Here is a 12,911-nt window from a genome sequence, read left to right on the forward strand (position 1 = left end):
CACCCGTAGGTGTGCGGCTTCCTGTTGTGTGAGCTCAGTTCTCGGCGGCCCAGGATTCGACGATGGTCCGGGCGATCGAGATCGAGCCCGGCAGCAGCAGTTTCGCCTCGCCGCCGGTGGTTCCGGTGGGTGATCCCCAGGCGCCCGCGGCGAGCGCGTCGCGCACCTCGGCCCTGGTGAACCAGTACGCCTCGGCGATCTCGCCGTCGCTGAAGGCCAGGGGCTGGTCCGGGTCGCCGACCGCGGCGAAGCCGAGCATGAGCGAGCGCGGGAACGGCCAGGGCTGGCTGCCCAGGTAGCGGATCTCGCGGACGTCGACGCCGACCTCCTCCTTGATCTCGCGTTCGACGCAGCGTTCCAGGGACTCCCCCGCCTCCACGAATCCGGCCAGCAGTGAGAACAGGCCCTGCGGCCAGGTGTGCTGACGGGCCAGCAGGACGCGGTCACCGCCGTCGTGGATGAGGCAGATGACGGCCGGGTCGGTGCGCGGGAAGTCCTCGTGCCCGGCTTCGCTGATCCGGGACCAGCCGCCGTTGGCGGGCGTGGTGAGGCTGCCGTCGACCGGGCTGAAGGCGGCCTTGTCGTGCCAGTTCAGGACCGCGATGGCGGTGGCCAGCAGGCCGGTGCCGAAGTCGTCGAGGTCGAGGGTGGCGCCGAAGGCGCGCAGGTCGGCCAGTTCGCCCTCGATGGTGTTGTCGCGCACCGCCCACAGGTGGATGTCGCCGTCGACGCCGAGGAAGACGGCCTCGGGGGCGCGTTCGGAGGCGAGGGTGAGCGCGGCCTCGAGCACCACGCCGCCATTGTCGACGCGGACCTGGCCGCGCTTGTTCATCCGGAGGAGTTTGGCCTGGGGCCAGCCCTCTTTCAGCGCCTGTTCGTCGGAGCGGAGGTGTTCGGCGCGGTCGAGCGAGGTCCGCGACAGCACCGGAACGGCATTGAGCTCAAAAGCTGACACACCCCGAGACTAGACGGGCGCCCCGCTCAGGCGTGGACGCGCCGCAGATACAGCAGCTTGTCGTGGGCCTCGAGGGCGTCGGTCTCGGGATCGCCGACCCGGATGAGGTTGCCGTCGCGGACCACGCCGAGCACGATGTCGCGCAGGTGGCGCGGGGAGCCGCCGATCTCCTCGGTCTCCACGTCGCGTTCGGCGATGGCGAAACCGACGTCGGGGGTGAGCAGGTCCTCGATCATGTCGACCACGGTGGGCTTGGTGGTGGCGATGCCGAGCAGCCGGCCCGCGGTCTCGGAGGACACCACCACCGAGTCCGCGCCGGACTGGCGCAGCACGTGGGTGTTCTCGGCCTCGCGGACGGCGGCGGAAATCCTTGCCTTGGGGTTGATCTCGCGGGCGGAGAGGGTGACCAGCACCGCGGTGTCGTCGCGGTTGGCGGCGACCACGACGGCCGAGGCGTGCTGAACCCCGGCCAGCCGCAACACATCCGACTTGGTGGCCGAGCCCTGCACGGTCACCAGTCCGGCGTTGGCGGCGAATTCGAGGACCTGCGGGTCGGTGTCGACGACGACGATATTGCTGGGCTGTTCGCCGTCGGCGAGCATGGCGTCCACGGCCGTGCGGCCCTTGGTGCCGTAGCCGACTACCACGGTGTGATTACGCACGGTGCGCCTCCATCGCTGAATCTTGAACGCCTGCCGGGATCGTTCGGTGAGCACGGACAGGGTGGTGCCGACCAATACGATGAGGAACAGGATCCGCAGTGGCGTGACCACGAGAATATTGATCAGCCGCGCGGTCGGGGTGACAGGGGTGATGTCGCCGTAGCCGGTGGTCGACAGGGAGACGGTCGCGTAGTACGCGCAATCCAGCAGACCCATGTGCTCGCGGGCGTTGTCGTTGTAGCCTTCGCGGCCGACGTACACGACCAGGGTGGCCCCGACCAGCAGCAGCACCGCCAGGCCGAGCCGCCGCAGCAGCGAATACCAGGGGCTGGACTGCGCGGACGGGATCCGCAGCACACCGACGAGCGCGAAGTCGGGCCGATCGGTGAGCCCGGCCAGTCCGCGCGAAGAATCACCCAACACGCGAATCACCGTTCATTTCTGGCACTTCTGGCAGCGGCACAGGTCCGGAGCGTACCGGGCCGACCAGTGCCCGGCGGTTCCCAGCGGGGCGCGTCGCGAACTCGAGCCGCGACCGGGGACTCATCCCAGGAGGTCCGGCGGCGGGTACTCCGGGTCCGGTGGCGGCTCGAAATCTGGCGGGAGATTGAAGTCGGACAGCGGGAAGTCGAAGTCGGGCAGCGGATCCCGGAGCGTGCCGGACCGGGAACCGATGTCCGCGTCGGCAGGCGGCTCGACATCCGGCGGCGCATCCGGGCCGAGTGGCGCTTCTGAGCCCAGCGGCGGCGCGGCGTCATCCTCTACTGCGGAAACTCCCGGACGCGCCGTGGGCTCGGGGCGTTCCGGAGTTCCGGGGCGCGTCGTAGTGGGCCGGGGGCGCAGCAATTCGACCTCGACGGGTTCGGTGGGCCCGGGGTCGTCGTAGTCCGGTTCGTCCGGCAGCGGGGGTTCGTCCGGCAGCGGCGGTGCTTGCGGCGCGCGGCGGGGAGCCGCGGTGGTGATGATGGCGGCGAGTTCGGCCGGGCCGGGCAGGTGCGTGGGCGCGATGGTGCGGCCGGACCGGACATAGTGGAAGGCGGCGAAGGTCTCGGCCAGCACCTCGGCTTCGGGGCGGCCGCTGCGCGCGGCTTCCAGCCGGGCCCAGGCCAGCCGGTAGACGGCCAGCTGCACGGCGACCGAATCCTCTTCGCCGCGCCGGGGTTCCGCGCCGGTCTTCCAGTCCACGATCACCCAGGCCCCGTCGGGCCGGCGGAAGACGGCGTCCATGCGGCCGCGGATCACGGTGCCGGCGATGGTGGTCTCGAAGGAGATCTCCACTTCCATGGCATTGCGGTCGGCCCACGGGGAGGCGAGGAAGGCTTCCTGGAGGCGCATCAGGTCGGCGTCGGTGTCGCCGGTGTCGGCCGCGCCGGGCAGGGTTTCGAAGCCGAGCAGGCGCGCGCCCGCGAACCAGCGTTGCAGCCAGGCGTGGAAGGCGGTGCCGCGGCGGGTGTAGGGGCTGGGCGGGTAGGGCAGCGGACGGCGCAGGCGCGCAGCGAGTTTCGCGGGATCGGCGCGCAGGTCGACCAGGGCGGTGGCGGCGAGCTGGCCGGGGAGTTCGACCTCGCGGGTGGCTTGTTCGGCGGCGCGGTGCTCGGCGATGAGGGCGTCGACGTCCTCGGCCCAGCCCTCGGGGTCCTCCTCGCCGAGGTCGTCCGACGCGCCGTCGGTGGTCTCGGGATCGGTTGCCGGGTCGCCGAATCCGGGACCGAAGTCGAGTTCGATCTGTTCGGGCCGGGATTCGTCGCGCAGTACGTCGAGGGCGGCCTTGACCAGGGCCGCGCCCTCCTCCACGAATTCGCGGCGGCCGCCGAGCGGGTCGCGGGGCCAGGTCGCGGTCTGCGGGTTGTCGGTGAAGGGGTTGGGGGTGCCGGGCAGCGGCGGGTCGTCCCAGCGGTCGATCTGCACGCCGCCGGACAGCGACGAGCCCGGCGTCTCGGTCTCGTTCTTCAGTTCGAGCAGGAAACCGGAGGGGCCCTTGGGTTTCGAGCCGGTCTCGGCCCAGTGGTGGGCGGAGACGAACAGGGCGCGTTCGGTGCGGGTGAGGGCCACGTAGAACAGGCGGCGTTCCTCGTCGAGGCGGCGGGCGGCGAGGGCCTTCTTGTGTTCGTCGAGGGCGCGTTCGAGGTCGGCGCGGTCGTAGAGGTCGGCCAGGTCCAGGACGGGCACGCCGTCGGTGGCGTCCTCCTGGGCGCGGTCGCCGCGCAGCGAGGTGGGGAGTTCGGCGAGCGCGCCCATCCAGGTGGCGGTGCCGGTGCCGGAGGGGAAGGTGCCGTCCACCACGTGCGGGACCGCGACCACCTCCCATTCCAGGCCCTTGGCGGCGTGCACGGTGAGGACCTGGACCCGGTCGTGGGCGACCTCGACTTCGCCCGGCTCCAAACCGTTCTCGACCTCCTCGGCGGCGGCGAGGAAGTCGAGCAGCCCGGTCAGGGAGGAGCGGTGGTCGGCGGTGTAGCCGGCCACCACCTCCGCGAAGGCGTCGAGGTGTTCGCGCCCGGCGGCGGCGTGGGTGCGGCGGGCCTGGGTCTCCACGCCGACGCCGATGGTGCGCTCGACATCGGCGACCAGTTCGGCCAGCGGCTGTCCGGAGCGTTCGCGCAGCGCGCCCAGTTCCCGGCCCAGCGCCACGATGCGGGCGAAACCTTGCGGCGAATACTGTTCCGCCTCACCGGGATCCGCGATGGCGTCGCCGAGGCCAGCCTTCTCGGCGGGTTCGGGGGCGACCTCGCGCAGCGCCTCGTCCAGGGTGGCGGTGTCGGTGATGGCGTCGGTCTGCCCGGCCGGGCGGCGGATGGACAGCTCGCGGGCGCGGCGGGACAGGGCGGCGATGTCGGAGACGCCGATGCGCCAGCGCGCGCCGGTGAGGATGCGCACCGCGGCGCTGCCGGCGGCCGGGTCGGCGATCAGGCGCAGGGTGGCGACGATATCGGCGACCTCCGGCGTGTGCAGCAGCCCGCCCAGGCCCACGATCTCCACCGGCAGCCCGCGCTCCCGCAGCGCCTCGGCGAGCGGCGCGGCATCGGCATTGCGCCGCACCAGCACCGCGGAGGTCGGCGGCGGGTTCTCGGCCTCGGCCGCCTCGGCCCATTCGGCGGCGATCCGCTCGGCCACCCATTCCCGTTCCATCGCAACGGTTTCCGCCAGAGCCAGCGCCACCAGGCCGTCGGTGGCGTCGGGCCGGGGCCGCAGCGCGTCCACCGTCACCCCCCCGCCCCGCGCGGCCCGCTCGCGCAGCGGGTCCGACACCAGGTTGGCCAGATCCAGCGCTTCGGGCGGATTGCGCCAGCTGGTGAGCAGCGGCAGCACGGGCGCGGGAACCCCTGGCGCGCTGGGGAAGTCGGTGGTGAACCGCGGCAGATTGGCCGCCGACGCGCCACGCCAGCCGTAGATGGACTGCATGGGATCACCCACGGCGGTCACCGCCAGCCGCTGACGATGCGCCCTCACCACACTCGGCTCGGCCGATCCGGCCTCTGCGCGGGAATCATCCACCCCGGTCGTCGGTCGCGCCGACTCACGACCCGCTCCGGCATCGCGTTCGATACCACTTATCGAATCACGCTGTGGTGCACCTGATTCCGAAGCGACTGCCGGTGCATCGGCGGCCGTTCCGAACAGCGCCGAGAGCAGGATGCGCTGGGAATGCCCGGTGTCCTGATACTCGTCGAGCAGCACGAGGCGGAAGCGGTCCCGTTCCGCCACACCGACTTCCGGATGGGTGGCGGCGAGACGGGCGGACAGCGATATCTGAGCCCCGAAGTCGAGGGCCCCGCGGCGGCGGAGTTCCTCGGCGAGGCGGTCCACCAGCGGGAGCAGGGCGACTCGCTCCCGCTGGGCTTCGACGATGTCGGTGAGGGCGCGTTTGGGGCCGCCCTTCTGGCGCGGCCCGGCGGGGAGGGTATGGACCAGGCGCTCCAATTCCAGGTGGGCCGTGGCCAATTCGCGGGGATGGACCAGGTGTTCGGCGAGCTGCCCGGTCAGGGCGAGGACGGCTTCGGTGACGCCGACGGGGCTGCGGTCGGTGTCCAGGTCGCCGTCCCAGGTGGAGACGACGCGGTAGGCGAGCTGCCACAGCTGGGTCTGGGTGAGCAGGATGGCGGTGGGTTCCACCGGCAGCAGCAGGCCGTATTCGGTGAGCAGGCGGCCCGCGTAGGAGTGGTAGGTGCTGATCTCGGGTTCGGCGGCGGCGAGCTGGGCGCGCAGGTGCCCGGTGGGGTCGAGGTCGCGCACGACGGGCGCGCCCGCGAGCCGGGCCAGGCGGGTGCGGATGCGGGTGGTGAGCTGCTGGGCGGCCTTGCGGGTGAAGGTCAGGCCCAGTACCTGATCGGGTTCGACCAGGCCGTTGGCCACCATCCACACCACGCGAGCGGCCATGGTCTCGGTCTTGCCGGCGCCCGCGCCCGCCACCACCAGGGTGGGTCCGGGCGGGGCGGCGATGACGGCGGCCTGTTCGTCGGTGGGCGGCGGCAGGCCGAGCGCGTCGGCCAGTTGGCGCGGGGTGACGCGGCCTCCGGCGGCCCGGCCGTCGCCTGCCACGGGATCGCCGTTCGATGCGGCGGTCACTCGTCGGTCACCTGGCGGCCGCGGTCCTGCACGGGGCAGCTGCCCGCCACCTTGCAGTGGCGGCAGCCGTCATTGCGCATGGCCAGGTAGCTGGGGCCCTTCGAGGCGTCGGCGGCGTGGTGCACGATATCGCGCCAGCTGTCGACGCCTGCGGCGTCCAGCGGCGGCTGGGCGCGCTGGGTGGCGCCTTCCTTGGCACTGGGTTTGGCGACGTAGACCAGGCGCGCGCCACCTGGTTCGCCCTCGCCGAGCGCGCCCTCCGCGGCGGCGACCTGGTAGGTGGCCAGCTGCGCGTGCTCCTCGGCGGCCTGCTTGGAGATGGGCGTCTTGCCGGTCTTGACGTCCACGATGACGAAGCGGCCCAGGCCATCTCGCTCCACCCGGTCCACCCGGCCGGTGATCCGCACCGGCACCTCACCGGGGCCGCGGGCGGGCAGCACGCAGTCCACCGGGACCTCGACGCCGATGGCGGTGAGTTCGTCGCGGGTATTGCGCAGCCAGGCCAGGAAGGTGTCGACCATGGTCTCGGTGCGGCGCAATTCCGCCCGGGAATGCCAGTTCTCGCCGTCGCGGGCGGTCGGGTCGACCTTCTTCCACGCCTTCACCAGGGCCTGCTTCACCTGGATTTCGCTGACCTGCCCGGCCAGCGCCTGCACCAGGGTGTGCACCAGATTGCCCTTGAGGGCGTGCGGATTCTCGGCGTCGCTGCCGCCGTGGCGTTCCAGCGCCCAGCGCAGCGGGCAGGTCTCGAGCTGGTCGACGGTGGACGGAGACAGGGAGATCACCCCGGATTCACTGTCCCACAACGGATTCACCGAGGAGAGTTCGGCGGTGCCGTACCAGTCGTCGGGGTGCGCACCGCGCACGCCCGCCTGGGCCAGCCGCGCCAGCTGCCGGGCCGCGCGGGCGCGGCGTTCCGGGCCGGACTCGGGATCACAAGCGGCGGTGCGCAATTCCGCGATCAGGGCGTGCATGGCCAGGGCACGGCCAGGGTCCACGGCCGGTGGAATCTTGCCCGGTCGCCCGTCGGCGGCGTCGGCGTCCAGCTCGCCGAGGAAGCGTGACGGCACCAGATCCTGGTCGCCCGTGACCGATTCGACCGCCGTGACCAGCAGCGACCGCCGGGCCCGGCTGCACGCGACCAGCAGCAGCCGCCGCTCCTCGGCCAGCAGCGGCGCGGACCGGCTCACCTTCTCCCCCGAGCCGCCCACGCCCGCGAGCAGGTCCACCAGTTCCTCGACGCCCAGCAGGGTGCCCCGCAGCCGCAGGTCGGGCCAGACCCCCTCCTGGACGGCGGCGACCGCCACGGTGTCCCACTCCTGCCCCGTGGCCGCGTGCGCGCTGCAGATGGTCACCGCCTCGCCCGGGTCGGTGATCGGCGCGTTGTCCTGTGGAATCACCTGCTGCTCCAGGTATTCCACGAAGCCCTCGACGGTGGCGCGCGGCAGCCGGTCCACGTAGACCGCGGCGGCCTCGAACAGCCCGACCACCGCGTCGAGATCGCGATCGGCCTGCATGCCGCCCGCGCCGCCGCGCTCGGACTGGCCCACCCAGCGCCGTTCCAGGGTGGAGGCGGTCCACACGCCCCACATCACGTCTTCGAGCCCGGCTCCTTCGCGGCGCAGCTTCCGTGCCCGGCCCAGCGCCTTCAGCACGCGCCGCAGGGGCGCGGCCTCCACGGTGGTGAGCTTCTCGAGCACGACGCGGTTCCCGGCGCCCACCAGCAGATCCCGGAGGATCTCCGCCGACGATCGGTCCAGGTCGGCGAAACGATCGGCGTCCCCGTCGATGCTCGAATCAGTCTCCACCACAACAGGGTCCGCCGCGTCGCCCGGCGCGATGACCGCCTCGTCCGCGACGTCACGCCGCGGATAGCCGAGCTCCATCACCGTGCGCCGGATGCCGCGCCGGAGTCGGCGCAGGCTGATCTGGTCGGCTCCGCCCAGGGGTCCGGCCAGCAGGTCGAGCGCGTCGTCCGCGGTGAACGCGATGGGCCGCGGGTGGCGAACCGCGGTCGGGTCACCGGCGGTGATCGCGCGCAGCGCCAACAACATCCAGGCCGCGCCTCGCCGCCGGGCGAGCGGGACGTCGGCGGGCGGCTGCCGCACCGGCACCCCGGCGGCCAGCAGCGCCCGGCGCAGCGGGGCCAGCGACAGCGGCACCGAGCGGACGATCACGGCCATGCGGGACCAGGGCACGCCGTGGGTGAGGTGCGCGCGGCGCAGATGGTCGGCGATCAGCGCCGCCTCCTTGGCGGGTGTGGTGAGCACCTGCACCCGCACCTCGCCCTCGAGTTGCGGCGCACCCCAGTATGTTTCGGACATTTCGGGCGCAGCGTTCCCGGAACCCGGCGGGGTGCGATGGGTCGCGGAGCCGGGGAGGCGGGAGGCGATGCGGTCGGCTACTTTCTGGACAGCGGTGCCCGAGCGATGGTTCCGGCGGAGAATGATGCGGCGGCCCGAGGGGGCGCCGGGGTCGGCGGCGAAGCGGGGGTCGGCGCCACGGAAGGCGTAGACGGCCTGGTCGGGATCGGCGGCGATAATGGTGGCGGCATTGCCCGAGCCCAGCCGGCGGATCAGTTGAGCGGCATGGGGATCGAGGTGCTGGGCGTCGTCGACGAGGACGCAGTGCAGCCGATCGCGTTCGGCGGCAAGGAGTTCCGGGTCGGTCTGGAAGGCGTCGAGGGCGGCGGTGACGAGTTCGGCGGCGTCGAGGGCGGGCGCGCTGGCCTCGGGCACGTCCATGCCGACCGACCAGCGCAGCATCATGATCTGCTCGTAGCGTTCGGCGAAATAGCCGGCGGCGACCCATTCGGGGTGCCGATGTTCGCGTCCGAGTTCGATCAGATCCTCGGGTCCCAGACCGCGTTCGGTGGCCCGCAGCATGAGGTCCCGCAATTGTTCAGCGAACCCCGCCGCGGTGAGCGCCGGATGCAGGCGTTCGGGCCATCCGGCGGCGCCGTCGGCGAGGTCGCCGCGCAGCAGTTCACGGATCACGATGTCCTGTTCGGATCCGGTGAGCAGACGCGGCGGCGGATTGCCGTGAGCCGCCGCGAAGGTGCGCAGCAGGCCGAAGGCGTAGGAGTGGACGGTCCGCACCAGCGGCCCCCGGGTCGCGCCGGGCACGCCGGCCACGTCCGGATCGAACGCGGCGGAATCGAACCCGGCCGGATCGGCGGCGGCCGCGGCAACGCGGGCGGTGATGGCCGCGCGCACGGCGGTGGCGGCCCGCTTGGTGTAGGTGAGGACCAGCACCGATTCCGGCGCGGCCCCGGCCAGGATGCGGGCGGCGGCCACCTCGGCCAGCAGCGTGGTCTTCCCGGTGCCGGGCCCGCCGAGCACGTGCCAGGGTCGCCAGCCGGGGTCGGCGCCGAGCTCGTGGAAGAGCGGCCGGAGGGCGGGGTCCCACTCCCTGGGGAGTGTCTCCGCCTCGGCTCGGCGCACCAATTGCACCGAGCTATCCGATCGCATCACGTCGGCTATTTCAACAGACCGGCCCGACAGTTTTCGTTTGCCATGAGTTGTCCGTGCTGCCTGTCACATTCCCTGAGGCGTTCATGATCGGCCGGGGCGAGCGTGGTCCGCGATTTCCCGCGGCGCGGGCAGGCAGCAGAATAGGCGTGTGGTGGAGCTTCATACTCATCGTTTCGGTCCCCCGACCGGTCCGGTCGTGCTGGCATTGCACGGGTTGACGGGCCATGGCAAGCGCTGGCAGGCCCTGGCCGACGAACATCTCCCCGACGTCCGGATCATCGCACCGGATCTGCGCGGGCACGGGAGGTCGCCCGGCGTGCCGCCGTGGGATTTCGAGGCGATCGTGGATGATCTCGCCGCGTTGCCGGAACTCGGCACCGGCGAACCGGTGGTGGCACTCGGGCATTCGTTCGGCGCGGCCGTCGCGGTGCATCTGGCACATCGCCGACCGGATCTGGTGCGCGGTCTGGTGCTGCTGGATCCGGCCATCGGTCTCGAGGCCGAGCGCATGCTGAGCATCGCGACGTCCATGCTGGCGTCGCCGGATTACGAGAGTGTCGAGCAGGCCCGTTTCGACAAGCTGGAGACCGCGTGGGGTGAGGTCGACGCCGCGGTGCTGGATGCCGAGCTGGCCGAGCATCTGGTGCCGACCGCGCACGGCCGGGTGGGCTGGCGGATGACGCTGCCCGCGATCATCGCCTACTGGGGTGAGATCGCGCGCGACTTCGTGCTGCCGCCGCGGGAGCTGCCGACGGTCATGGTGCAGGCGATGAAGGTGGATCCGCCGCTGGTGTCCCCGGACTTCCGGGCGGCGCTGTCCGCGCATCTGGGTGACCGGCTCACCGTCCACGAGTTCGACTGCGACCACATGGTGTCGCAGGCGCGCCCCGCGCGGACCGCGGAACTGATCCGCACACTGCTCTGATCTCACGGAAGGCGTGAAATGCCCACCAGCGAAGCCGAAATCGAGCGAGTGCGGGAATTGGTGGCGGCGATTCCGCCCGGCCGGGTCGCCACCTACGGCGATATCGCGGCCGCGGCGGGCTTGTCCACACCGCGCACGGTGGGCTGGATCATGCGCACCGACGCCGCGGATCTGCCCTGGCATCGGGTGCTGCGCGCAAACGGTACGCCCGCACCACATTTGGCGCATCGGCAGTTGGCCGAGCTGGCCGCCGAGGGCTGCCCGCTGGCCGGGGATCGCGTGGACCTGCGGCGGGCCCGGTTCCGATTCGAGGAATGAACCGGCTACCGGCCCCGAGCCACGGAGGAATTCTGTCCCTTACTAACGAAAATCATCGAAAAACTCCGGCCGGATCGACGAAATTGCCGGGCCGGAACGGCCATCAGGCCGCGCCGCGCTCGAAGCGGCGGCGTTCGCGCGGCGAGAGTCCGCCCCAGATGCCGAAACGCTGGTCGTGGGAGAGCGCGTAGTCGAGGCATTCCTTGCGCACGTCGCACGAGGAGCAAATGCGCTTCGCCTCGCGGGTGGAGCCGCCCTTGTCGGGGAAAAAGGCCTCGGGGTCGGTCTGGGTGCACAGGGCCTGCTGGTGCCAGGATTCGGAGTCGGCTCCGTCACGGCGGGCGAGAGATTCGAACATGGCATCGAAATTGGTGAAAAGCAGTTTCACTATCCTCATCCCTTCAATACAAGTTTCAGAAAGAAAAACGCACGGTATGGTTTTTACCGACCTATGCCGCAGTCACCACTGACCGCAGCCAACCGCGCCTGCTCACCATTGACGAAGATACGACGGGCGTGCACGGCCGCCGGAGCGCCCGACCATGGCGCGAGCGCGGTGGTGAACATGAGTTCGCACCAGCTCAATGCCGGAACCTCGCCGCCCGCGAGGGTATTCAGAAGAGAGAGTTCCTGATCGCTGTCATTCCACGCGGCGAACAACCACGAGGCATCCAGCCGGCCCAGGAATTCCTCGGCGTCTTCCGGAACGCCCAGCGGGGCGTCGACCGCGAGGTGAACGACCGCGGCGATCGCGTGGCGCATACGGGCATCGAGGCCGACACCGTCATGGAGCAACAGGCCTTCGAGCGACTCCCGCAATCCCGCGCCGCGGTCGATCCGGAAGTCGTTCCGCCGAGCCGTGGTGACGTCGAACATTTGTTTCCTCCCTTGAAAATGCGCTTGTCCCAAAAGCGCCATGCGCTGATTTAAATGGGCCCGTGATCTTGTTGTCCAGTTTTGGGGCAATCTGGGGCAAACCCCTAGCAGTACTGACACTGGCCAGTGTGGGTACCCGCCGGGAACCGCACCGCAGGGTGCCTGGCACCACGCGGGCAAACATATAGGGAGTGGCGTGTTCCGCCGTTTATGGTCTGACCATGCCTTATGTGCGATCAGGTTCAGCAACAGTGCATTACAACATCGGCCAGGTCAGCGGCCCCACGCTTCTGCTCGCCCACGGATTCTTCATGGACGAGTCGATGTTCGAGCCGATGCGCGAATCCCTGGCAGCCGCCGGTATCAATCTCGTAACGGTCGACGCGCGTTGCCATGGACGGACACGGACACCCGATGGCGAACCGTTCAGCTATTGGGATCTCGCGGCCGACGGATTGGCGGTGCTCGATGATCTCGGAATCGAGCGCGCGGTCATCGGCGGAATGAGTCAGGGCGGCTACTCCACATTGCGCATGGCATTGCTCGCGCCCGAACGCGTCCAGGGGCTCGCCCTTATCGATACCGAGGCGACCGCGTGCACACCGGCCGAATTGGCTTACTACCGCGAATTCTTCGAACGCTGGACCGGAGAGGAGCCGATGGCCCCGCTGGTGGCCGAATTGGCCCCGCAGCTCATCGGCGGCACCGATCCGCGGCAGTGGCGGGCCTGGACCAGTCGCTGGTACAGCTCCGACCGCAAGGCCATCATGCCCGCGGCCCGCTGCCTGATGGAGCGGCGTTCGGTGCTGCACCGACTATCGGAGATCACCGCGCCCGCCCTCGTGGTGCGCGGGAGCCACGACGGCAACAGCACGTCCCAGAAGTCCGAGGCGCTCGCCGCCGGGCTGTCCGGCGCCGGCGGCGTGGTGACCATTCCCGGCGCCGGGCACGGTGCGGCCTGGACCCATCCGGAAGTCGTTGCGCCCCTGCTGATCCGGCTGGTCGAGCAGTCCACCGCGCGGCGCGAGGGCCGGCTGGCGCGGGCGCTGTCGGCGCCGTGGCCCGCCAAGCGGGGTCAGCGTGAGAATCGGGCCGAGCGCGAGATTCAGGCCGCGCAGTAGCCGGTCGCCAGCGCA

General features: G+C 71.0%; 9 protein-coding genes. 3 read left to right on the forward strand and 6 right to left on the reverse strand.

The window, feature by feature from the left end:
- Positions 1 to 34 precede the first annotated feature (34 nt).
- The 4 genes from nudC to ACFV4K_RS17510 form a co-directional block, all read right to left on the reverse strand.
- Positions 35 to 955 carry an NAD(+) diphosphatase gene (nudC, locus tag ACFV4K_RS17495; RefSeq protein WP_379275946.1) on the reverse strand — a complete coding sequence of 307 codons (921 nt, stop codon included), beginning with the start codon at positions 953 to 955 and terminating at the stop codon, positions 35 to 37.
- A 26-nt stretch (positions 956 to 981) separates the two neighbouring features.
- Entirely contained in the window at positions 982 to 2,040 is a 1,059-nt protein-coding gene (locus tag ACFV4K_RS17500) for a potassium channel family protein (protein ID WP_379275948.1), read from the reverse strand.
- 120 nt (positions 2,041 to 2,160) lie between these two features.
- A complete protein-coding gene (locus tag ACFV4K_RS17505) occupies positions 2,161 to 6,156 on the reverse strand; it encodes a UvrD-helicase domain-containing protein (RefSeq protein ID WP_379275991.1) in 3,996 nt (1,331 codons plus the stop codon).
- Positions 6,157 to 6,179: 23 nt separating this feature from the next.
- Positions 6,180 to 9,653 carry an ATP-dependent helicase gene (locus tag ACFV4K_RS17510; RefSeq protein WP_379275993.1) on the reverse strand — a complete coding sequence of 1,158 codons (3,474 nt, stop codon included), beginning with the start codon at positions 9,651 to 9,653 and terminating at the stop codon, positions 6,180 to 6,182.
- A gap of 151 nt (positions 9,654 to 9,804) precedes the next feature.
- On the opposite strand from ACFV4K_RS17510, the gene ACFV4K_RS17515 reads away from it, so the two are divergent.
- Together ACFV4K_RS17515 and ACFV4K_RS17520 are read left to right on the forward strand one after the other, a co-directional pair.
- Positions 9,805 to 10,581: an alpha/beta fold hydrolase gene (locus ACFV4K_RS17515; RefSeq protein ID WP_379275950.1), complete on the forward strand. Its 777-nt coding sequence runs from the start codon at positions 9,805 to 9,807 to the stop codon at positions 10,579 to 10,581.
- 18 nt (positions 10,582 to 10,599) lie between these two features.
- Positions 10,600 to 10,899: an MGMT family protein gene (locus tag ACFV4K_RS17520; protein WP_379275952.1), complete on the forward strand. Its 300-nt coding sequence runs from the start codon at positions 10,600 to 10,602 to the stop codon at positions 10,897 to 10,899.
- A gap of 103 nt (positions 10,900 to 11,002) precedes the next feature.
- On the opposite strand, the gene ACFV4K_RS17525 is transcribed toward ACFV4K_RS17520, so the two are convergent.
- Both ACFV4K_RS17525 and ACFV4K_RS17530 read right to left on the reverse strand, forming a co-directional pair.
- Positions 11,003 to 11,296: a WhiB family transcriptional regulator gene (locus ACFV4K_RS17525; protein WP_379275954.1), complete on the reverse strand. Its 294-nt coding sequence runs from the start codon at positions 11,294 to 11,296 to the stop codon at positions 11,003 to 11,005.
- A 44-nt stretch (positions 11,297 to 11,340) separates the two neighbouring features.
- Positions 11,341 to 11,775, reverse strand: a complete 435-nt coding sequence (locus tag ACFV4K_RS17530) for a hypothetical protein (protein WP_379275956.1) — start codon at positions 11,773 to 11,775, stop codon at positions 11,341 to 11,343.
- 251 nt (positions 11,776 to 12,026) lie between these two features.
- Between ACFV4K_RS17530 and ACFV4K_RS17535 the strand changes: the two genes are divergently transcribed.
- Entirely contained in the window at positions 12,027 to 12,896 is an 870-nt protein-coding gene (locus tag ACFV4K_RS17535; RefSeq protein WP_379275958.1) for an alpha/beta fold hydrolase, read from the forward strand.
- Positions 12,897 to 12,911 lie beyond the last annotated feature (15 nt).

Origin of the sequence: Nocardia sp. NPDC059764, from assembly GCF_042732555.1 — a bacterium.
Lineage (GTDB): Bacteria > Actinomycetota > Actinomycetes > Mycobacteriales > Mycobacteriaceae > Nocardia.